Origin of the sequence: Stutzerimonas chloritidismutans AW-1, from assembly GCF_000495915.1 — a bacterium.
GTDB lineage: Bacteria > Pseudomonadota > Gammaproteobacteria > Pseudomonadales > Pseudomonadaceae > Stutzerimonas > Stutzerimonas chloritidismutans.
Genome location: NZ_AOFQ01000047.1, coordinates 17,266 through 38,916, shown reverse-complemented (window position 1 = coordinate 38,916; position 21,651 = coordinate 17,266). Strand labels below are relative to the sequence as shown.

Annotated in this window: 23 protein-coding genes and 1 pseudogene; 9 read left to right on the top strand and 15 right to left on the bottom strand. The window is 60.2% G+C overall.

Going from position 1 to position 21,651, the window contains the following annotated elements; all coding sequences use genetic code 11:
* The 4 genes from F753_RS39490 to nirK form a co-directional block, all read right to left on the bottom strand.
* Positions 1–780: cbb3-type cytochrome c oxidase subunit I (locus F753_RS39490; RefSeq protein WP_023445816.1), on the bottom strand; the 780-nt coding region annotated here is incomplete at its 3' end.
* A gap of 45 nt (positions 781–825) precedes the next feature.
* Positions 826–1,677 (bottom strand): c-type cytochrome, encoded by an 852-nt coding sequence (locus tag F753_RS39485; protein ID WP_023445815.1) that lies wholly within the window; start codon positions 1,675–1,677, stop codon positions 826–828.
* Between the two features lie 9 nt (positions 1,678–1,686).
* Entirely contained in the window at positions 1,687–1,812 is a 126-nt protein-coding gene (locus tag F753_RS50200) for a hypothetical protein (protein WP_015277086.1), read from the bottom strand.
* 44 nt (positions 1,813–1,856) lie between these two features.
* Complete coding sequence (nirK, locus tag F753_RS39480; RefSeq protein WP_245218664.1) at positions 1,857–3,284, bottom strand: copper-containing nitrite reductase; 1,428 nt, start codon at positions 3,282–3,284, stop codon at positions 1,857–1,859.
* A gap of 562 nt (positions 3,285–3,846) precedes the next feature.
* Here nirK and F753_RS39475 point away from each other — a divergent pair.
* Both F753_RS39475 and F753_RS39470 read left to right on the top strand, forming a co-directional pair.
* Positions 3,847–4,323, top strand: a complete 477-nt coding sequence (locus F753_RS39475) for a MarR family winged helix-turn-helix transcriptional regulator (RefSeq protein ID WP_023445813.1) — start codon at positions 3,847–3,849, stop codon at positions 4,321–4,323.
* A 152-nt stretch (positions 4,324–4,475) separates the two neighbouring features.
* Complete coding sequence (locus F753_RS39470; protein ID WP_023445812.1) at positions 4,476–4,901, top strand: organic hydroperoxide resistance protein; 426 nt, start codon at positions 4,476–4,478, stop codon at positions 4,899–4,901.
* 97 nt (positions 4,902–4,998) lie between these two features.
* Here the strand turns inward: F753_RS39470 and F753_RS39465 are convergent, their stop codons facing one another.
* The 3 genes from F753_RS39465 to merR form a co-directional block, all read right to left on the bottom strand.
* A complete protein-coding gene (locus F753_RS39465) occupies positions 4,999–6,951 on the bottom strand; it encodes a TonB-dependent receptor domain-containing protein (protein WP_031297914.1) in 1,953 nt (650 codons plus the stop codon).
* Between the two features lie 85 nt (positions 6,952–7,036).
* A complete protein-coding gene (locus F753_RS39460) occupies positions 7,037–8,341 on the bottom strand; it encodes a histidine kinase sensor domain-containing protein (protein WP_280806672.1) in 1,305 nt (434 codons plus the stop codon).
* Between the two features lie 106 nt (positions 8,342–8,447).
* On the bottom strand, positions 8,448–8,846 hold the full coding sequence (merR, locus tag F753_RS39455; protein WP_003089120.1) for a mercury resistance transcriptional regulator MerR: 399 nt from the start codon (positions 8,844–8,846) through the stop codon (positions 8,448–8,450).
* A gap of 74 nt (positions 8,847–8,920) precedes the next feature.
* Between merR and F753_RS39450 the strand changes: the two genes are divergently transcribed.
* From F753_RS39450 to F753_RS39440, 3 genes are read left to right on the top strand one after another with little or no spacing between them, the layout of a single operon-like run.
* Positions 8,921–9,271, top strand: a complete 351-nt coding sequence (locus tag F753_RS39450; protein ID WP_003089115.1) for a mercuric transporter MerT family protein — start codon at positions 8,921–8,923, stop codon at positions 9,269–9,271.
* Positions 9,272–9,283: 12 nt separating this feature from the next.
* The gene (gene merP, locus F753_RS39445) at positions 9,284–9,559 is read left to right on the top strand and encodes a mercury resistance system periplasmic binding protein MerP (protein WP_003150552.1); all 276 of its coding nucleotides are present in this window, start codon (positions 9,284–9,286) and stop codon (positions 9,557–9,559) included.
* Between the two features lie 7 nt (positions 9,560–9,566).
* Entirely contained in the window at positions 9,567–9,779 is a 213-nt protein-coding gene (locus tag F753_RS39440; RefSeq protein ID WP_003089113.1) for a GDCCVxC domain-containing (seleno)protein, read from the top strand.
* A 12-nt stretch (positions 9,780–9,791) separates the two neighbouring features.
* Here F753_RS39440 and F753_RS39435 read toward each other — a convergent pair whose 3' ends face one another.
* From F753_RS39435 to F753_RS39405, 7 genes and pseudogenes are all read right to left on the bottom strand, one after another.
* The gene (locus tag F753_RS39435) at positions 9,792–12,785 is read right to left on the bottom strand and encodes a Tn3 family transposase (RefSeq protein WP_003299771.1); all 2,994 of its coding nucleotides are present in this window, start codon (positions 12,783–12,785) and stop codon (positions 9,792–9,794) included.
* A 3-nt stretch (positions 12,786–12,788) separates the two neighbouring features.
* The gene (locus F753_RS39430) at positions 12,789–13,199 is read right to left on the bottom strand and encodes a putative toxin-antitoxin system toxin component, PIN family (protein WP_003150546.1); all 411 of its coding nucleotides are present in this window, start codon (positions 13,197–13,199) and stop codon (positions 12,789–12,791) included.
* Complete coding sequence (locus F753_RS39425; protein ID WP_003089107.1) at positions 13,199–13,438, bottom strand: ribbon-helix-helix domain-containing protein; 240 nt, start codon at positions 13,436–13,438, stop codon at positions 13,199–13,201. The genes F753_RS39430 and F753_RS39425 overlap by 1 nt, the downstream gene beginning before the upstream one ends.
* A 30-nt stretch (positions 13,439–13,468) precedes the next feature.
* Positions 13,469–13,915 carry a hypothetical protein gene (locus tag F753_RS39420; protein WP_003288519.1) on the bottom strand — a complete coding sequence of 149 codons (447 nt, stop codon included), beginning with the start codon at positions 13,913–13,915 and terminating at the stop codon, positions 13,469–13,471.
* A 687-nt stretch (positions 13,916–14,602) separates the two neighbouring features.
* A pseudogene (locus tag F753_RS39415) lies at positions 14,603–14,839 on the bottom strand (TraX family protein); the annotation flags it as partial.
* Positions 14,836–15,276, bottom strand: a complete 441-nt coding sequence (locus F753_RS39410) for a YqaA family protein (protein WP_003089095.1) — start codon at positions 15,274–15,276, stop codon at positions 14,836–14,838. The gene F753_RS39410 and the pseudogene F753_RS39415, both read right to left, overlap by 4 nt.
* 20 nt (positions 15,277–15,296) lie before the next feature.
* Positions 15,297–15,602 (bottom strand): metal-sensing transcriptional repressor, encoded by a 306-nt coding sequence (locus F753_RS39405; RefSeq protein WP_003089094.1) that lies wholly within the window; start codon positions 15,600–15,602, stop codon positions 15,297–15,299.
* A 511-nt stretch (positions 15,603–16,113) separates the two neighbouring features.
* Between F753_RS39405 and F753_RS39400 the strand changes: the two genes are divergently transcribed.
* The gene (locus F753_RS39400) at positions 16,114–16,851 is read left to right on the top strand and encodes a HupE/UreJ family protein (RefSeq protein WP_003089091.1); all 738 of its coding nucleotides are present in this window, start codon (positions 16,114–16,116) and stop codon (positions 16,849–16,851) included.
* Positions 16,852–16,863: 12 nt separating this feature from the next.
* A complete protein-coding gene (locus F753_RS39395) occupies positions 16,864–17,544 on the top strand; it encodes a hypothetical protein (protein WP_003089089.1) in 681 nt (226 codons plus the stop codon).
* Positions 17,545–17,808: 264 nt separating this feature from the next.
* On the opposite strand, the gene F753_RS39390 is transcribed toward F753_RS39395, so the two are convergent.
* Positions 17,809–19,113, bottom strand: a complete 1,305-nt coding sequence (locus tag F753_RS39390) for an MFS transporter (protein ID WP_003089087.1) — start codon at positions 19,111–19,113, stop codon at positions 17,809–17,811.
* A gap of 158 nt (positions 19,114–19,271) precedes the next feature.
* On the opposite strand from F753_RS39390, the gene F753_RS39385 reads away from it, so the two are divergent.
* On the top strand, positions 19,272–20,216 hold the full coding sequence (locus F753_RS39385; protein ID WP_156924044.1) for a chromate resistance protein ChrB domain-containing protein: 945 nt from the start codon (positions 19,272–19,274) through the stop codon (positions 20,214–20,216).
* Positions 20,209–21,576 (top strand): chromate efflux transporter, encoded by a 1,368-nt coding sequence (gene chrA / locus F753_RS39380; protein WP_003089083.1) that lies wholly within the window; start codon positions 20,209–20,211, stop codon positions 21,574–21,576. The genes F753_RS39385 and chrA overlap by 8 nt, the downstream gene beginning before the upstream one ends.
* The last annotated feature ends 75 nt before the right edge of the window (positions 21,577–21,651 follow it).

Here is a 21,651-nt window from a genome sequence, read left to right as displayed (position 1 = left end):
CTCAAGCGCGCTAAAAACCCCGCCAATGGGCAGCCAGTAAGTGGGTACGCCGACCCAGTAATAGTGGTGCGCCGTGCCGAGGATGCCGGCGAGAAACACCAGGCCGACGATCACGTACAGCCATTTCTCCATGACTTCCCGATCCGCACCGGACAAGCGGATCAGCAGGTAGGCCAGGAAGCCGCCCATGATCATCATCCAGACGCCCTCGACCCACAGATGAATCGTCCACCAGCGATAGAAAATGGAAACCGTGTAGTTCTCGTAATGCAGCAACGCCGGCAAGTACAGGAGTGCGGCACTGACAAAGCCGATCATCAACACTGCTTCGGTCGTGGTGAAACGCCCCGCTTTGCGGATCGTCATGCCGATGTTGTAGAGGAAGATCAGCATGCAGATGACGATGACGATCTTGTGCGGCAACGGCTGCTCGAGCAGTTTGTTGCCGGTGCCGTATCGGAACAGGTAGCCGATGATCGCCGTGACGCCCATCAGCGTCCAAAGCACCAGCTGTACATAGGCCAGCTTGGTGCTATGCAGCTCGGCGCGCGACTCTTCCGGAATCATCCAGTAGGTCGCCCCCATGAAGCCGGTCAGTACCCAGACGATCAGCAGGTTGGTGTGAATCACCTTGGTCACATCGAAAGGCAGGATATACAACAGCGGGTCCGGCCCGATGTACTTGGTTGCCGAGAGCAGGCCGAACACCAGCTGCAGGCCGAACAACACCATCGCGACCGCGAAGTACCAGTAGGCGACCGATTGGGACTGATAGCGCATCGTAGTTTCCCCTTGAGGCGAACGTGGGTCGGCTTGGCCGTCGTGTCACTTGAGCGTTTCGAGATAGGCCGTCAGCTGATCGATCTGCTCATCCGTCAGGCTGCCGTCGTAACCGGTCGGCATGAACGAGGTGCCGTCTGCCGAATACATCGCGCCGGGAACGATGTGCGCGCTGGGTGACACGATCGACTCGCGGATATAGCCGCGCGCATCCTGCGCCTGCCCTTGGTAGTCGGGCGCCGCGACGATAGCCGCCGCCCGAGTTGCAATACCGGCGAGCGTGGGGCCAGCCATATCAGCGCCGGGTGCGGTGGAGTGGCAGGCATTGCAGGCAGGCACTGCGCCTCGGAAAACCTGCTCACCCAGCGCGCGCTCGTCATCCCCGGCATCCACCGGCCGGGCACCAGGCGGTAAATCACTGCGCTGCTCGCCGCCAGTCTTCAGTGTGTCTGCACCCGGCACGAAACTGCCGGTCACCAGGATCGGTCGCGGCGGCCAGCCCTGGTTGTCCACCTTGCTGACCCAGTCGAGAAAGGCGATCAGGTCACTGATTTCGTCTTCGGCCAGGTCCTGTTTCGGCATCAGACGCCGATGGATCTTCTCGTCGTAGAACTTCGAGGGATCGCGCATATAAGCCTTCAGATACGGCTCGCCGCGATGCTGGGTGATCTTCGTCAGATCGGGCGCGTAGTACGCGCCCTCGCCGAACAGCGTGTGGCAGTTGATGCAGTTGTATTTGTGCCAGACATCCATCCCGTGCTTGACCTCCGCCGTGATGCTGTCGGCATTGGTCAGCTTGGGGAACTGCCGGTGGCTATCCACCGTCAGCCCGATGAACACGAGCGTCGCCACACCGGTTGCAGCAATCGCGAAGAGCCTCGCTTGACGGTTGTTCATGGCGTGCCCTCAGACATTGATGCCTGTCCAGTGAATGAGCGTCATCGTGAATGCATAGAGCATCGCGCCGAACATCAGCGCCAGCACGACCACACTCAGGATCTTCAACGGGCCGTAGAGCTTTCGAGCCTGCATGCTTTCTCCTTCGCAGCGTTAGCTGCCGTATAAGCAAACCGCGCTCAGTGCCCGGAGTGCGGATCGATCGGTTCGGGGCTGGAGAAGATCGAGGAATCCGCGTCGCCCTTCACCGTCAGCACACCGCTCAGGCCTTTCTCGGCGCGCGACAGGGCGTGATCAACGAGGATGTATCTGCCCGGGTAATCCGCGACGAACTCGACCATGGTCGCTCCGCCGGCAGGTACGAGGGTCGTCTGCACATCCGTCAGCGGCGGGCTGGTCAGCGAAGCCTGGTCGAAGACCTTGTCGAAGATTTCACCGATGACGTGAAAGCTGGAGATCAGGTTGGGGCCACCGACTCCGAAGAAGATGCGCACGCTGTCGCCTGCGTTGACTTCCATCTTGTGAGTCTTGGTCAGCGCATCGGTCGCGCCGTTGAACATCATGTGCTGCGGCGTTTCACCCAGCAGCATGTCCAGCGAGAACTCGTGCAGGCCGCGTGCCCCCCTGGGGCTGGCGGTGTACAGCTCACCCTGCATTACATAGAACTCGTGATCGACCTTCGGCAGTCCGCCCTCCGGCTCGACCAGAATCAGTCCGTACATGCCGTTACTGATGTGCTGAGCAACCATCGGCGTAGCGCAGTGATAGACGTATAGCCCCGGCTGCAATGCCTTGAAGGTGAAGGAGCGTGTTTGCCCCGGCGCCACCTGAGTAACCGCCGCACCACCACCCGGGCCGGTCACGGCGTGCAGATCAATGGAATGGATATGGGCGCTGTCAGGCTCGTTACTGAGATTAAGGGTGACGGTATCGCCCTCGCGTATCCGCACCATGGGGCCGGGCACCGTGCCGTCGAACGTCCAGAATTTGTAGGTACTCCCGTCGGCGAGGCGGCCTTCCTCCTCGGTCGTGCGAAGGTCAAGGGTGATGCTCTTCGGTTCACGGTCACCAACCGGCTCGCCTACCTGGGTTGGATCCTTGGACAAATCCTTGCCTTGTTCGACGACCGCCGCCGGTCCATCGCCCACAATCAGCTTGCCGACCATTCCCGCAGCCTTGTGGCCAGGCAGTGTGCAGTAGTACTCGAACGTCCCGCTTTTTGTCGCACGAAACACGATTCCGGTCGCTGCGCCTTTGCCGGAAATTTCGCTGGACGCAGCGTCGAATTCAGGTATGGCGATATCATGCACTGCGCCGTCGCCATTGATCAGATTGATCTGAACCACCGCACCTTCGGGCACCCGCAATTCGGGATTCACTTCGCCACGCGTCGGGCCGGACTCACTGACATAGACGAGTTTTCCATCTGCGATGTCGGTCCTAAGTGTAATCGTGACATCTGGGCGGTAACTTACATCGCTACTGGATTTCGCTTGCGCCCAAAGGACACTTGGTAAAACCAGCAACACGAGCAGCAGAACTCTAGAACAATGGCGCATGCCTGGCCCTCTTAACACCGAGTTGATCTCGATCATCAGTTTAGTCACGAGAAAACTATCCGTCGGAGTAAAAAGTTGCGGCGCACCCTATCAATTCAAAAGAAGCTTATTAAAAGCGCAGAATAATTGATCTGGTATTAATCCCAGATAGGGAAAGAATTGATTCGAGTCAAGCTTGGCGCAGGCATGGCAGCCGGCGTATACGGCGCGGAATTAATACCAGTATTGGAATGTGCTTGAGTCTTGGCGACGAGGCTGCCGACAGGCGGTCAGAGGTCGTCCTCTACCGTCGATAAAGAGAGCAGACGGATAGATACCGGGCTACAATCGTCAGCCATTTTTAATGGGATAGCGCTAGTTCATATCCAACCGAACGCCCGCTGAGATATCAAAAACTTTTCTGTAGGTGTTCAACTACGCGACAAGAACAATACGCACGTAACCGCCAATCTAATTTCATTGAAAATGAGCCGCTATTTATAAGCTCCCGCTTCTCTCTCTTTAAGGCGAAATGAGCTCGTTTTGAAAGAGGCGCTCCTACAGCTCTGCTATTCGGCTAACAGACGTGATTTCGCTACATTTGCGCGCCAGAGGTTTGGGCGATAACGTTATGCCACCTTTCCCGACCATTCCGATCATGACCAAGCCCCGCTCCTGTCCGGCCCTGCAGCTGGACAACCAACTCTGCTTCGCTTTGCATTCGACCTCGTTGCTGATGACCAAGGTCTACAAGCCGATGCTTCGACGGATCGGCCTAACCTATCCGCAGTACCTGGCGATGTTGGTGTTATGGGAAGGCGATGGCATCACCGTAGGTGACATCAGCGCGCGCCTGCTGACCGATCCGGGCTCGCTCACACCGCTACTGAAACGGCTTGAGGCTGAAGGCTTCATCACTCGCACTCGCCGCAGCGATGACGAACGGGTAGTGGAACTGCGCCTGACCGAGCAGGGTCGAGCATTACAGGCTGAAGCCGAATGCTTTCCGGCCAGTATCCTCAGCGCCAGCGGGCAGACCGCGGAAACGGTGGCAGCGCTAAAGACGCAAATCATCGCCCTGCGCACCGCACTGCAAAAACTCGCCTAATCCCTCCTAGCGGCCCGACGATGCTCGCTGCTGTGCCAGCGGCGGAATGGCCGAAGGGCGAAAAACCTTGCGCGCAAAGTAAATCCTGACTACCTTCCTCACGGCATTTAGTTAGCGCGCAAAATAAATTCCATTACGCTAAGGAGAAAATCATGCAACCCATTCAGCCTCTCTACATAGCAACCGTTGCGGCCACCGGAGGGCGCGATGGGCGAGCCGTTTCGTCGGACGGCAACCTTGACGTCAAGTTGAGCACTCCTCGCGAGCTGGGCGGTCAGGGAGGCGACGCAACGAACCCGGAACAGCTGTTTGCGGCCGGGTATTCGGCGTGCTTCATTGGCGCCCTGAAGTTCGTCGCTGGCCAGCAGAAGCAAACGTTGCCGGCCGACACCGCGGTTACCGCCAACGTCGGTATCGGCCAGATCCCTGGCGGGTTCGGCCTCGAGGTCGAGCTGCAGATCAGCCTGCCAGGCCTTGACCGGGAGCTGGCCCAAAGCCTGATCGACGCTGCACATCAGGTTTGCCCGTACTCCAATGCAACTCGCGGGAACATCGACGTCCGCCTGGTTCTGAGCTGACAGCCCTGAATGCACTGATACGTCTGGTGACCCGAAAAACGCTCTTCGGGTCATGCAGTCAGGTGAGCGACCTCAGGCCCGCCCTGATCAGAGATCATCAGATCCGCAGAGCCACACCGAGGCGCAGCTCGCGGCCAGACTCGTAACTGCCACGCACACCTTCGTAGTCTGGGATACGCTCGAAATCTTCGTTACTGGCGTGATCCAGATACTGCTTGTCAAAGACGTTCTTCAACGTCAGGTTCAGGACAAGACGTTCATCGGGCAAAGCCGCCCATTGGGCATAAAGGTCGTGCACCCCATACCCAGGTTTGTTCAGAGTGCCGACACCGGTGTGCAGTGAATCCACCGCCTGAACGAAACGGCCCTGCCAGCCCAAATTCAACCTGTCACCAACCCGGTAATCAGCGAAGCCAATCCACGTATCGCCTAGTGTGGTACCGAGACCGTTGTGTTCGTAAACGTTCAGGTCATCGCCGTCCAGCTCGATATCGTTATGGTGGAAGCTCAGCCCAACGCTCAGCTGCTGCCAGTGATAAGCGCTTTGTAGCAGAACGCCGCGGCTTTTCAGCATCCCGCCGTTCACATAGAGATTGGGCCGGCCGCTGGGATCGTAGATCGCATCGCGGATCCGCGTATCGTAGATCTTGCCGGACAGCTCCAAACCGCCCTCTCGGAATTCGAATCCCAGCTCGTTGGTGCGCGCTTTTTCGGCATCGAGATCCGCCTCATTGGCAGCCGCGTCAAGCTTGAACGCATCGCGGACTTGCACGCCGCGAAGCGCTTGGGAGTGACCTGCGAGGAGCGCGAGTTGCGGAGTTACCTGGTAGCGAAGGCTCAGATTTGGGCTGAAGCCTGCGTCGGCGAAGTCCTGCCCGTCGCGATCATCAAGGCGGTATCGATCGTAACGAACACCCATGCCCAACAGCAGCCTCTCGGTCAGCCGATAACTATCCTGGACGTAGAAACCGAGCACACTGCCCTCCTCCTGATCCAGATCGCGATCGCCGGCAGGGCCTAGACTGGTTTTGTCGTCTCGGTAGTCAATCCCATACGTCAGACGATGAGCTCCGAATTCGCTGGTATTGCGCACATCCAACCCTGCGCTAGCGGTATCGCCGATATACAGTCCCCAGCGGCCATCCTGCTGCAGTTCTGTGGACGTGTGATAGGTAGTCACCTCAAGATCGACCAGTTCGCTTAGCGGGTTCCAGCCGTACTTCAACGTCCAGGTTTCACGCTCTGTTTCCAAAGGAAAGAGCGGATTGAAGCTGCTCGGGATCCATTGAGGTCGCTGGGTGCGTTCGCCTTCATCGGTGCGCTTCTCGTAGGACAACCGCAGCGTCTGCTCATCGTTCAACCGGCCAACCAGCTTGGCGAAACCTAGCTGTTGACGCGCGCCCGTGCCCAGCACATCGCGCCCGTTTCCATCTTCGTAATCGTTCTGGTCTTGATAGGTCGCCACGGCCAATGCAGACCAGTTTTCGTTGAAGCGGCCATAAAGACCCGAACTGGTTTTGTAACCTTCAGCACCGCTGAAATAGCCACCCTTGATAAGCGCGCCTACCTGTTCGCCCTCCCGTAACAGGTCATCGGGGTCCTTGGTGACGAATCGAATCGAACCGCCCAGCGCCCCTGGCCCGGAAGTCGCGTCACCCGTTCCCGCCTGCACCTCAGCACGCTTTAGCAGTTCCGGTTCGATACCAATGCGACCGGTATGGTGGAACGTCTGACCCGGCTGGCTGGCACCATCGATCGTGATATTGAGCAGCGTGTCCTCGAAGCCACGCAAATAGAGCTTCTGCGCGACTCCGGGGCCGCCGCCAACCGAGACCTCGGGGCTGGACTCGAACACATCCTGAAGATCAGCCGCCTGAAAATGCTGAAGTTGTTCGGCCTCAACGCTGTCCTCTTGAACATGGCGCGCCGTCACTTCGACACCGCCGAGCTCAAGGGGATCGCTGGATTGAGCCTGGCAGGGCAAAGCGCTCAACAGCGCAGCGAACGATAAGGAGCCAAGTAAAGACCGCTGGCATGGACAGTGTTGCATTGGTGAACCTCGATCATTAATGCGAACGTTTCGTATTAATGATTGTCACCGGAAGGGTCGGCCTTCTGTATCACTTTTACAACTGTTACGCGGCGGAGACCTCGCGTGGCAACCGGATAGTCATGCAAAGCCCTCCTTGCTCATTATTGCGCGCAGTCAGGCAGCCGCCGATGGCGAAGATCTGGCGCTGCGCTAGAGCCAGCCCAAGACCGAATCCCGCTCGATCTGAACTCAAACGCTCAAATGGCTGGAAAATGCGCTCTAACCATTGCTCTGGCACCCCAGGCCCTTCGTCGATGACCTCAAGAAGGTACGTCTGTGGATCGCAGTTCAGATGAATGCTCACCGTGCCGTCGGGTGGCGTATGTTCAAGAGCGTTGCGTACGATGTTCTCGATCGCTTGGCCAAGTGCGCGGTGGCAACTGCCAGTTAGTTCAGCCTCTACTGGAAGTTGCGTATCGATGTGGCGGTCCGGAAATTCGAAACGTGCGTCGTCGATAATGCTGTCGAGCAGATCGGTGAGATCCAGCGTCTCGTCGCGCAGCCTCGGGCGCTCGGTCTCGAGCCAGCTCAACGTCAGTGAATCCTCGACCAGCGCACGCATCGCGGTACAGTCCTGGCGGATACGCCGTAGCAGGATGGTTGGCGCTCCGCCCTGCTCAGCCAGGCTCACCGCCATCTCGATACGGGCCAGCGGCGTACGTAGTTCGTGGGACATCTCGGCCAAACGCTGGCGCTGATCAATAATCAAGCCTCCGATACGCTCAGCCATCGAGTCGAACGTCTCGGCCAGGCCCGCCAGCTCATCGCGCCGCGAGCCCAGCAACACTCCGGCCCGAGCTTCATAATCCCCTTCGCTGAAGCGACGGGTTGCTTGTTGGAGTCGATTCAGCGGTCGCATCAGATGGCGATACAGCAAGAGGCAGCCAATCACCAAGAGGATCAGCGGCAGAACCAGCTCGAGCAACAGCCGCGCGGGGTACCAGTAATGCCCGGGCCGCATTCGCTGCGGCAGCTGAATCAGAAAATGCCGCTGTCCATCGGTGAACGGCACGTCCATGATCGGGTTGTCCTGAAAGTAGAGGTGGATCTTCCAGGACGGGTCCCGCCCGAGACTAAACTCACTGAGGAAGCGCTTGGACAATTCACTGCCGGCCAAGGCTTGCAGCTGCGGCTGGACTACCGCTGCCCAGGTTTGCTCCTGGCGCTGCACACTGTTCAGCCAGTCCCGCAGCGCCTGCTCATCGCCAGCGCGATACAACTCTTCGGCCTGCAGTGCGTACTGACGCAGGGTGCGCTGATGGTCGGCGTCAATGAAACTCATCTGTTCTTCGGCCTGACCACTAAGCCGTGCGATGACCCAGAACAACGCTACGCTACCCAGCGCCACGCCTAGGCAGAGTTTGGGGTTTGGGGAGCAATGGAACCAAAAACCAACGTAAGCTCTGAATCCCACCGTAAAGGGGCTTTCCGATCTCCAGCTCACCCGCCAGGCATTACTCTCTGATCAGTGCCTCGATGATCGGGCAGATCGTTCCGCCGTCTCCCGCATCACATTGCTGCACCAGTTCGCCTAACAGTTGCTGCATGACGACCAAGTCGGCCATCTTCTGCTCGATCAACGCGAGCTTGCGTGCAGCCCGTGCTCGCGTTTCGGCACAGGCGCACGACTCATCCAGCGTCAGCAGTCCACCGACTTCCGAGAGCGTGAAACCCAGCGCCTGAGCCCGCTTGATGAAACGCAGTCGCTTCACCATGTCCACCGGATAGCGCCGATGGCCACCCAAGGGTTTGGCTGGTTCATCCAGCAGCCCGCGTCGCTGGTAGTAGCGGATCGTCTCGACGTTCACCCCGGCGGCGTCTGCCAGCTTGCCAATGGTCAGCTCTGTGGCCATCACTTTCTCCTTGATTCCGTACTTTGGTACGGAGTTTAGAATAGCACCTAGGCAATCAGGCTCAGGAGATGGGAATGGGGATGCAACTCACCGGGAAAGGCTCGCTGGTCGCGAGTTCGCTGACCGCCATCGGTGCGTCGGTGTGCTGTGTCGGGCCACTGGTGCTGTTGGCACTCGGTGTCGGCGGTACGTGGGTGGGCGCTCTGACCATGATGGAGCCACTACGCCCCCTCTTCATCGGGTTGACTCTACTGTTCCTGGGATTGGCATTCCGCAAGCTCTACCTGGTGCCACAGGTTTGTACGCCAGGTACACCCTGCGCCGATCCGCGCACGCTCGTGCGACAGCGACTCGTGTTCTGGATCGTCAGCGTGCTGCTGCTCGGCCTATTGGCCGTGCCGTGGCTCGCCCCGCTGTTCTACTGAAGGAGATTAACCATGCGCAAACTGCTGATCGCCGTGCTTTTCGCCTTGCCCTTCGTGGCGCTGGCGGCTCCCCCGAAAACCGTCACGCTCGACGTGCAGAACATGACGTGCGGACTCTGTCCGATCACGGTCAAGAAGTCGCTGGAGAAGGTGTCCGGCGTGAGTGACGTCCAGGTCAATTTCGACCAGAAGACGGCGACCGTCACCTACGATCCCGATAAGGCCCAGCCCGAGGCACTGACTGAGGCGACCGCGAACGCGGGATACCCCTCCACAGTGCAGAAGTGAGGTCACGATGAGCGCCATTGTCCTTGAGTCCGTGCTGACTTGCCCGCGCTGCGGCTTCGCCAAGCCGGAAACCATGCCCACGGACGCCTGCCAGTTCTATTACGAGTGCAGCAACTGCAAGGCGCTGCTGCGCCCCAACCCAGGGGATTGCTGCGTTTTCTGTTCGTTCGGCTCGGTGAAGTGCCCGCCGATCCAGCAGCAGCTTGGGTGTTGCTCATAGCGTTTAGGGGGATCACAGGTCGTCGTCTGGATTACGCAGTGGCCGCAGCTCGCCGCGCGCAACTTCTTCCGGTACCGCAAAGGAATACCGCCCGAGCATGTTGATGTGCTCGTAGATCAGCGGCGATAGCCGGGCCAAATCCTCTTCCAGCACTGGATAGCCGTGCTGCTTGAGCCGTTCCACGGCCGCCGTCATGTAGAGGGTGTTCCACAGCACGATGATGTTCACCACCAGGCCCAGAGCACCGAGCTGGTCTTCCTGGCCTTCGCGGTAGCGCTGGCGGAGCTCGCCGCGTTTGCCGTGGAACACGGCGCGGGCCAGGCTGTGCCGGCCTTCGCCTCGGTTCAACTGGGTCAGGGTGGCGCGGCGCTTGGACTCGTCGTCGATATAGGTCAACGTGTGCAGAGTCTTTTCGATCCGCCCGAATTCGGCCAGCGCCTGGGCCAGCCGGGTGGGTCTATCTCCCGTTTGCAGCGTGCGCATGATGCCAGTCGCCGGCACCCGGCCGAGTTTGAGCGAGCCGGCCAGGCGCAGCAGGTCGTCCCAGTGCTCGGCGATCAGGTCGAGTTTGACCGACTGGCGGGCCAGCCCGTTGAGCTTGCCGTAGTCCGCGTCCGGGCGCGTGCGCCAGAAGCGGGTACCGCCGACATCGGCCAGCCGCGGACTGAAGTGGTAGCCAAGTAGGCGGAAGAGCCCGAACACCACATCGCTGTAGGCCCCGGTGTCGGTCATGATTTGCGTCGGCTGCAACTCGGTCTGCTGTTCCAGCACGACCGCCAGCAACACCAGGCTGTCGCGCAGCGTGCCGGGCACGGTGATGGCGTTGAGGCCGGAGAATTGGTCGGAAATCAGGTTGTACCAGGTGACACCCCGGCCGGTGCCGAAATACTTCGGATTGGGGCCGGCATGCACGGTGCGCACCGGTACGACGAAGCGCATGCCATCGGCGGAGGCGACCTCGCCGCCACCCCAGACTTGGGCCAGTTCCAGTTGGCTTTGCGCTCCGACCAGGATGGCGTTAGCCGCTGACAGGGTGTCGTCGCGGATATAATTCTGGCTGACCCAGGACAGCCGGTCACGGCGCAGCGCCGGGTTGTCGGTGCGGATCAAGGGCTCCAGGCCGGTGTTGCAGGCCCCGCCCAACAGCACCGCGCAGAGGCTGGTGACCAGGTTGTCGGCGCGTGCATTGCGTTCGGAGACATGGGTGAAGGCCTCGGAAAAGCCAGTGCGGGCGGCGATTTCCAAGAGGATTTCCGGCAGATCGACACGCGGCATCAGGTCAGACACGGCCGCCCGCAGTTGCAGCAACGAGCAGGGCTCGTCCAGCTTGTCCAGCGCCCCGAGCGACAGTTCGGTCTTGCCCTCGGTGTTCTCGCTCAGTTGAATCGCCGGGTTGTCGGGCAGGCGCGCGGCTACTGCCAGCCAGGTTGCATCCAGCTCGACGGACAAGGCGTCCAGGGTGGTTTTGGCGTCGATGGTCAGGCCCAGTGACCGGCAGATGATCGGTCGCGCCGCCAGCCATTCGGCACCGTCGAGCAGGCCAAGGCGCGGGTCGGCATAGCGCCAACTGGGCGAGACGAAGACATCGCGGCGGCGCAGGGCCGTGCGCAGCGCATCGAGCGTGCAGAACACATAGGCACCCATGTCGAGGGAGCCATCTTCGCGGGTGATGTGCTTCTGCCAAGCCTTGGCCACGATCTCCTGCGGCGCGTCATCCTCTGGCTTCCGGCGCGGCAGGTTCAGTTGCAGCCACTCCAGACTAGCCGCCACGCCCTTGCCGGCCGGGCTGAAGCCGAAGCGGATGTGCTTGAGCAGGTCGGGCAGGAAGCGGCGCACGCTGCGGTAGCGCGCTTCCAATGCAAGAAAATAGACGTCATCTACCGGGCGGATCAGCGCGTTGACCTCTTCCAGGGCCTTTTCCAGGGTGGTCCTCGGCAGGTCGTTGAACAGCCGGGCGCGCACGTTGTCATCGCTGATCGAGCTGTCCAGCACGACCTTGCACGCGGCGGCGAGCGTCGCGGCCGACCGATCCAGGTCTTTCAGGCTGCGCATGCGGGCTTTCTTGTCGGCCTTCTCCGCGTTGCTGAACAGGTCGCGCAGCAAGGCCTCCAGGACTTCCAGTGCGTCGTCGTGCGCAGTCGCCTCCAGGCAGAGTGCGAAGGCCACCAGTGTCGCCATCCGCCGCGACGCCGGCAGCCGATTAATCGCGGTGACCTTGGCCGTGTTGGCGAAGCGGGCCAGGGCGGCGATACGGCTGGGAGGGATGTGCGCCGCCGCCGGCAAGGTGATGCCGATGCCGCGCACGTCATCGAGCCGGCGCAGTGCCCGAATCAACGCGGGGCCACTGACCATGACCGGGCCGGAGCGCAATTGATCCAGCCGGGAGCTGCGGTTGCCTTCGGCCACCGTCAGCAAGTCTTGCAGTTGCAATCGCTGTTCCTCAGTCACGCTGCGGCCCAGCGTAAACCAGAGGCGTTCTTCGACCCGACTGCGCAACTGGGCGATAAAGCGCTCTAGTTGAGACACACCAGGCAGGAGGACTTTCTGTGTGAACAGCCACGAGGTGGCTCGCTCAAACAGCACTCCCGGCCGGTCGGTGCCCGTCCAGCAGAGGGCATACAGCCAGCGGCTCAAGCGAAAGCCGATGCCCGGATCGGTGAAATGACGATAGCCAAAGCGGTTCTGAATATCGGTGGCATGTATCCAGCGGCGATGATCGCTATAGCGCTGGAGGCAGTCGGGGTCTGGAATCGCCAGTTGTCGGCAAAGCACCTGCAGGACTTCCACCGGCACGGCGGCGGGCTTGTCCGGCAGAACGCCAACGAAGCGGACGGTGGTCAGCAGAACGGCATAACCCAGACGGTTATGGTTACCCCGCAGCACCTGGATGGCTTCACGGTCTTCATCGCTCAGGTGGAAGTAACGTTCCAGCTCTTCACGGCTGGGCGAATCAACATAGCGGCCAAAACCGTCGCGTTGCTCTTGAGTCAGAAAACCGACCGGCATTGATCACAGCACCTCGACGCAGAACACGGCGGGCGTGACGATCCGCGTGCGTTCGATGTGCCCGCGTTGCAGCAGGCCGGCGCGGCGATCACCGGTTACCAGGTAGTCCGCATCGCCCGCCAAGGCCATGGCCAGCAAAAACGAGTCATCCGGATCATCGGCTTCGACCTCGATGGTCAGGCGCTCCAGTACCACAGCCCGTTGCAGGTTATTGATCATGGCGCCCACCTTGGCGGGCTGTAGGATGGCCTGAAGCTTGGGATAGCGGCTGGCTCGACGAATTTCATCGAGTTGCATCCGCGAGGTCACCACCTCGAAACGCGCCGCCCGCCAGGCACGGTAGATCGCATCGGGCGCGCCATGTGGCGAGATCAGGGCGCTGAACAGGATGTTGGTATCCAACACGACCCGCATCAGCGCTTACGTGCCCAGTCGAGCGCTTCGTCAACCGCGTTGGTCAATTCTGCCTCACTCAGATGGGCGTTAGCGGCCTTGGCCTGCTCAGCGCTCAGCTCCAGGATGTGTGCCCGTACCGCTTCTTCGATGAAGCGCGACAGGTCGCCCTTACGGCCGCCGCCCTGGCTGGCCAGAAACATCCGAAGCGACTGGTCGGTGTCGGCCGAGACGGCGACATTCCAGCGAATGGTATTCATAGCGTTCTCCGCTAATAGGTGTTTGTGTGTTTATACGCCAATCACAAAGGGCGATGCAATGGTTCGACAAAACGATGGTTTTCCCGAACTAACCAGACGCCACAAGGGTTTGCGGGCAGGCGCTGGGCTTAAGTGCACTTTCTGTTCCGTTGCTCCCCAAACCCCCTCGACCGGCCTCTCATTGGACAGCACGACATTCGGTGCCGTTAGCCAGTGGAGCGCACCTCCTAGATCCCCATCGTACAGCTCCAATAGCGCATCGAGGATCTCGATAAGACGACAGAACACCTCACCAGCCTGTATAGACATCACGGCACTGCCGGGGGACGCAGTGATCCACTGCGCGATCTGCGCTGGCGATCGCTCCAACTCGCTTGCCAAATCGGAGATCAACGACACCGGCAGGCCCGCCAGTACGGCGACGTGCAGATAGTAGTGGCCTCTCGGCAAATCCAGTTTTTCGCGGAGCCTTTCCATAACTGCCTCCAGGATAATTGGCCATTTGATAATGTCATCTTGGCCCCGAGTTTGCGCATGATGGTCTCGAACCATCCGCACCGTAGCTTCGAGAGAGAGCGAATGAACACTATCTGAAGGCTACTCGGCAGTGCGAGAGGGCTTTGGCAGTGACGCTTTGATCGGTGTTATTATTGAAACCTGCCCAAGAGCTTCCTCTCCCGGGTGCGTGTACCGGTGATGAAACTTGGTTTGAGGCGGTCTCGTTGAGGCCGCCTTTGTCGCTTCTGGGAGAGCCCCCAGTACTAAGCAGCCGTTATGCGTCGAAGCGCAAAGCCTCGACCAAAGCTGTTCGCAGGCCCTCTAACTCGGCATTTCTCCAATCTTATGAACTCGCGCTGGGTACGGACGGCGGGAATTATCTGCAATTATCTCGGCATAGATAATTGATCAATATTTAGCCGCCACTACTGAGCAGCGCCTCTCAAAGTTAATCCTTTAGATACAGCAGGTTACAGAACGAATGTCCTAATTTTTGCCTTATCTCGGCATGCCCCCTAATGCGGAAAATGGCTGCTGCGAGGTGCTCGCGGCGGCCAAAAACGGAGAACTGAGCGGGTTACCTGGTCGATTTTGATCGACGGCCCGCTTTCAAAAGCAGCAAGGGCTGAAGTCGACCGGAAATACAGGGTTACTTCAGACCTTCCTTAGGTAGCGGCCATTGCTGCGAGTGAACAACGCGCCAACTTCCGTTCGACAGACATTCACGGCGATCGCCAGGCAAAACAGCGGGAACGAGAGGCGTCCCAGAATGAACAGGTTATCCAGTGATGGCCATGCCAGACGCATGTGGTCGAGCACCATCGTGAGCAGGGCGATCCACTTGATGAGGTCCTGTCCGTTGTGTCGTTCAACCCGCGAAGGTGGTGATTCGTACGCGCTCAACTCAGGTTCTCCAGGATGAGAATCGCAAGGACCAGATACCGTCCGCCCTTGGCGAGCGTGACGATCAGGACGAACCGCCAGAGCGGCTCTTTCATCACGCCGGCGATCACGGTTAGCGGGTCTCCAATGATGGGTACCCAACTGAGCAGCAGCGACCAGTACCCGTAACGTTCATAGGAGGCTTTGGCTTTTTCGAAGGCCGCTTGCTTTACCGGAAACCAGCGCTTTTCGCGATAAGCCTCGATACCTCGTCCCAGCAGCCAGTTCACAACCGATCCGAGTACGTTGCCTGTGGTGGCCACCACCAGCAGGATGGCTGTGGAAAAACGCTCGGATATCAGCAGTCCGCCCAGCACTGCCTCCGATTGCATGGGCAGCAGGGTTGCCGCGCCGAATGCAGCCAGAAACAGGCCGAGGTAACCGCCGTACTCAAACATTCAACAACCGAGCACCGTGCCTACAGGTATTTGGTGATTTGCTTGAATTCGTCCAGTGCCGAACGGTCGCCCTTGCTCAGGGCTGTCACCGAGTCTTCCAGGCAATGGTCGATGTGGTCCTGGATCAGTGTCCGCTTCGCCTGGCACACGGCCTTTTCAACAGCATGGAGCTGCTGGGCGATGTCCACGCATTCACGTCCTTCATCGATCATGGTGATGATGCTGCGCAGGTGGCCGTCCGCTCGCTTGAGGCGTTTGATGATGGCGTCGTGAGTCTGGTGGGTATGAGCGTGACCATGCGGTTGGTCGTGAACGTGTTCTGACATGACTTGAGTCTCAGACGGCGATACTTTACGCTCTGCATGCTATCCCCCTGGGGGGGTTGGGTCAAACGCGCTATTTCACACCGTGTTTCAACCGGATAAGCATTGGGATGTCTCGTCGTTTTCTTTCAGCGACCATGATCGTGGCTTTGGCAATGGCCTTTCTGCTGGCCTGGACCGGTCATGCCTATTCACTTTCCGTCCTCTCGCAAATCACGGCAAAGAGCGCCCAGAGCCTGACTCATGATCACTCCCACGACTCGTCCCTGAGTTGTGCGCAGTGCTCTGATCACTACCACTCCCCCCTGACGCCCGATCACCAGCACGAAACGCCTCAGATACCAGCTGCAATCCACTTCTCCAGTCATTTCGAAGCCTCGGTACACCTGGCCATGCTGGGCGATTCCGTGCCTTGGCCCCCCATCTTCCGTATCGAACGCCCACCCCGTCCTGTGCTTGCTTCCTGACCAAGGCCGCTCTGCGGCCAACAATCACTGCAAGAAAGGATTGATCCATGCATTCGCACTCCCTAAAGGGTGGGGGCCTGTTCGCCATGCGTTCACGCCACCTGTTGTATCTGCTGTTCCTGCTCGTCGCCTCGCTGTTCATCGGCATGCCAGAAGCTCTGGCCCATGCCGTGGCCGAGGGTGACAAGGGCTTCATCCAGGAAAGCACCGGGGTCATGCTGATCCCCTTCATCTACATGGGCGCCAAGCACATGGTCACGGGATACGACCATCTGCTGTTCCTGTTCGGCGTCATCTTCTTCCTCTACCGGCTGAAGGATGTCGGCCTGTACGTCACGCTGTTTGCGGTCGGCCATTCGGTGACGCTGCTGATCGGCGTGCTGACGGAAGTCAGCATCAGCTCGTACGTCATCGACGCAATCATCGGTTTCTCGGTGGTGTACAAGGCCCTGGATAACCTGGGCGCCTTCCAGCGCTGGTTCGGCTATCAGCCGAACACCAAGGCCGCCACGCTGATTTTCGGCCTGCTGCACGGCTTCGGCCTGGCAACCAAGATCCAGGAATACGAGATCTCTCCCGATGGGCTGATCCCCAACCTGATCGCCTTCAACGTAGGGGTGGAGATCGGTCAGCTGATGGCGTTGAGCGCCATTCTGATCCTGATGGGCTTCTGGAGGCAGACCCCAAGCTTCTGGCGTCATGCCTATACCGCCAACGTCGCAATGATGAGTGCTGGTTTCCTGTTGATGGGTTACCAGATCTCCGGCCTGTTTCTGACCGCTTAAGGACTCCTGATCATGTTCAATTCTCCACTCCCATCGGCAAGCGAATTGCCGAGCAGCCGCCAACTCGTTCGTTCCACCGTCATTGCCCTGGCTGTCGCCATGGGCCTGCTGGTCACCGTGGTGATGCCTTCGGAATACGCGGTCGACCCGACCGGCCTGGGCCGCGCCATGGGCCTGACGCAAATGGGCGAGATCAAGATCACCCTCGCTGCCGAGGCTTTGGCTGACGAGGCTGCGTCGAAAGCGGCAGCTGCTCCGGCCCCAGCTCCTGTCGTTGCTGCTGCACCGGCACCTGCACCGGTAGCGCCACCCGTACAGCAAGTGGCAGCAGCCCCTCAGCCCGCGGCTCCCGTATCCAGCAAACCTGCTGCCAACGCCAAGTCCGATCAGGTCACCGTAACCCTGACGCCAGGCGAAGGTCGGGAGATCAAGCTGGAAATGCTCAAGGGCAGCACTGTGAGCTATGAATGGACCGCATCCGGCCCGGTCAACCACGACACCCACGGTGAGATCTACAACGCCGCCCAAGGCGATTTCCACAGCTACAGCAAAGGGCGTCAGGTGAAAGGCGACAAGGGCGACCTGACCGCGCTGTTCGATGGCACCCATGGCTGGTTCTGGCGTAACCGCACCAACGCCGATGTCACCATCGTGCTGAACACGACTGGCGACTACCTGAACGTGAAGAAGTAATCCCGCCGGGGCGAACCTGTTGTTCGCCCCGACTTTTTGATCTCAATTGGAATAGCTGAAGATGACTACCAAAATCCTCAAATCGCTCGTTGTGCTGAGCTTCCTCGGCCTGTTGGCTGCCTGCGGTGGTACTGATACCGAATCGAAGTCTGGCGATGCGGGTCACGGCCACTCGCACGAGTGATGCAAACAGGGCCGCTAAAGCGGCCCTGTTTCTTTCTGGATTACGCGAAGATCATCGATAGAACCCGTGCAACGCGGGCTTTATGGCTTTGGCCATTTCCGGTGATCGTCATCGATGACGAACGAGTGCGCATGCGCATTGCCGTTGGCCACGTGCGGGTGGTCTTCCGGCAGGTCATCGTGATTGTGCGCTACCACGTCTTCCTCATACTCCGGGCGCCAGATCCGCTTGCTCACCAGCCAGGCTACGGCGGCAACCAGACTCAGTCCGATGAACGAAGCCGTCAGGCTGACGCTTGCCCCCAACCATCCCGCGAGCGGGTAGGTGATCAGCCAGCAGGCGTGTGAAAGGGCGAACTGGGCGGCGAACAGCGCAGGTCGATCCTGGGCTGAGGACGAGCGCCGCAGAATGCGTCCGGACGGTGTCTGTGCCAGGGAGTAGCCGGCACCCAACACCAGCCACAACAGGATCAGCGCCGGGTAACTGGAGACGAAGGTACCCAGGATCAAACCGGCTACCAGCACGGCACCGCCGGCCAGCATCGCCTTGCGATCGTCCAGTCGTTCCAGCAGCTTGGGCAGCATCAGGGCGACCACCATCGAGCCACCGCCGAAGGCCATCAAGGCCATGGCGGTAGAGCTCTGGGGCAGCGCGAACTTGGATTGCACCAGTACCACGGTGTTGACGATGACCATGGCGCTGGCGGCTGCGATCGTCAGGTTCAGTGCAAGAAGGCCACGCAGCCGCGGGGTGCGCAGGAAAATCCGCATGCCCTTGGTGGTGCGTTCATAGATGCTGCGTTTGGGTCCTCGTGCCGCCAGGGGCAGCACCACGGTACCGACCATCGCGGCGGACACCAGGAAGCCCACCACCGTGCCCGCGAACAGGCTGTGGAAGCTGACCACCGTAAGCAACAGCGCGGCCAGCATCGGACTGATCACGCTTTCCAGGTCATAGGCCAGGCGCGAAAGGGAAAGCGCCCGGGTGTACTCGCGCTCATCCGGCAGGATGTCAGGGATGGTGGCCTGGAAGGTTGGCGTAAACGCCGCAGAGGCCGACTGCAGCACGAAAATCAGCACGTACACCTGCCAGATCTCGGTGACGAAGGGCAGCATCAGCGCGACCGCTGCCCTGACCAGATCGAGGGTGACCAGCATCGCCTTGCGCGGCAGATGCTCGGCGAACGCGGCGGCAACCGGTGCAACGCCGATGTAAGCCGCCATCTTGATGGCGAGCGCGGTACCCAATACAGCTCCCGCCTGGGCGCCGGCCAGGTCGAATGCCAGAAGCCCGAGGGCAACCGTCGCCAGACCAGTGCCCACCAGGGCGATCACCTGGGCCAGAAAGAGGTGTCGATAAGTACGATTTTTTAGAACGGATAGCATGCGCTACCTCCGGGTAGTGCGGGTGATTCATGTTTCTAGCGTATCCCCCCTGGGGGGATACGGTCAACGTGAGTGAATCGAACCCTCATCCCGGCAGTGCATTTTCCTGAGAACAGAGCTAAAGTAGAGATTCATACATTTTATGTTTGATTCTCTACATGAAAAATTGGCTTCTTCTTGTGTTGGCACTCCCCACGGCCAACGCGACCGAACGTATGCGTGCCTGGCGGGCGTTGAAGGCTTGCGGCGCTGCCGTGCTGCGCGACGGTGTGTACCTGTTGCCTGAGCAGGACGCGGGCCGCGAGGCGTTCGAGTCCGTGGAGCGCGATGTGACGGTCAGCGGCGGCACTGCGTTTCTGCTGGCATTCCCGGACGAAGAAACTCGCTTCGCCGGCCTGTTCGACCGGAGTGAGGAGTACAGCAAGCTGCGCGACGAAGTCGCCGCGTGCAGGGAGGGACTGCTTCCCGAGAACGCCCTGCAGGTCGCTCGCCAGGTCAGAAAACTGCGCAAGAGCTTCGCCCAGTTGGCCCTGATCGACTTCTTCCCCGGCGTTGCGAAGCAGCAGACGGAGACCGCGCTGGAAGCGCTGGAGACGGCAATCAGCCGTGCCCTCTCACCTGATGAACCGCACATTCAGGATCATCCCGTCACGCTGCTGGACCACAGTCATTACCAGGGGCGTCGCTGGGCAACCCGTCGACGTCCCTGGGTCGACCGGCTGGCCTGTGCCTGGCTCATCCAGCGCTTCATCGACAGCGGCGCGGAAATCCTCTGGCTGGAATCCCCGAGCGACTGCTCCCCCGCCGATGCACTGGGCTTTGACTTCGATGGCGCCGCGTTCAGCCATGTCGGGCACCGCGTCACCTTCGAAACCCTGATCGACAGCTTCGTGCTGCAGGCTCCAGGCCTTTCACGCATCGCCGCGCTGGTTCACTACCTCGATGTCGGTGGCAGCCAGCCTGCGGAAGCGTCCGGCATCGAGCGTGTCCTGGCGGGCCTGCGCGAGAGCATTACCGATGACAACCAACTGATGGCAGCGGCAAACGGCATCTTCGACGGGCTGCTGGCGGCCTTTGCCAACGAGGAAAACGGTCATGGCTGAAACGACGACGCTGGCCACGGGCGAAGCCCCCCTCAAGCCAGCGACCCCGGTGGGCTTGTTCGAAGCGTTGCTGTTCTGGCTGAAGATCGGCTTCATCAGCTTTGGCGGGCCGGCAGGACAGATCTCCATCCTCCACCAGGAGTTGGTGGAGCGTCGCCGCTGGATCAGCGAGAAGCGCTTTCTGCATGCCCTGAACTACTGCATGTTGCTGCCCGGGCCCGAGGCCCAGCAGCTCGCGACCTACATCGGTTGGTTGATGCACCGGACCTGGGGCGGGGTGATTGCTGGCGGGCTGTTCGTGCTGCCGTCGCTGTTCATCCTGATCGGGCTGTCGTGGGTCTATATCGAGTTCGGCAACGTTCCGGTGGTTGCCGGGATCTTCTATGGCATCAAGCCGGCGGTCACCGCGATCGTCGTTCATGCGGCGCACCGCATCGGTTCCCGGGCATTGAAGAATGGCTGGCTATGGGCGATCGCCGCAGCATCCTTCGTCGCCATTTTTGCCCTGAACGTCCCGTTCCCGCTGATCGTTCTGGCCGCTGCCGTGCTGGGCTACATCGGCGGAAAAGTGCTGCCGGACAAGTTCGTGACCGCTGGCAAGCATGGCTCCGGGAAGGCCAGTTACGGGCCTGCGCTGATCGATGACGATACACCGCCACCCGCGCATGCCCGTTTCCGCTGGAGCTATCTGCTCAAGCTGATCCTGATCGGTGCGGCGCTATGGATGCTCCCCATGGGGTTGCTGACCGTCATCTTCGGCTGGCAAGGCACTCTGACCCAGATGGGGTGGTTCTTCACCAAGGCTGCGTTGCTCACCTTCGGCGGTGCCTACGCGGTGTTGCCCTATGTCTACCAAGGTGCGGTCGGTCACTACGGCTGGCTGTCGCCCACGCAGATGATCGACGGCCTGGCCCTGGGGGAAACAACGCCGGGGCCGTTGATCATGGTGGTGACTTTCGTCGGCTTCATTGGCAGCTACATCCACCCGATGTTCGGCACCGACCATCCGTTCCTGGCGGGCGCGGTGGCGGCTGTGCTGGTCACCTGGTTCACCTTCCTGCCCTCGTTCCTGTTCATCCTTGCCGGCGGTCCGCTGGTGGAGTCGACGCACAACGAACTGAAGTTCACAGCGCCGCTGACCGGGATCACCGCCGCCGTGGTAGGTGTGATCCTGAATCTGGCGTTGTTCTTCGGTTACCACGTGCTCTGGCCCAACGGCTTTGGGGGAGGATTCGAGTGGGCCTCCGCACTTATCGCCGCGGCCGCCGCTATTGCCCTGTTCTACTTCAAGCGCGGTGTGATCCAGGTGCTGGTGATGAGTGCACTGGCGGGGCTGGCGGTCCAGCTGTCGATGCGTTGAGGAGGATGCCGCTTGAGGGTGATCCGGGGCAGGCGGTCAAGCGCCTGCCTCAAGATCGAGGGGGAAGGAGGAAGT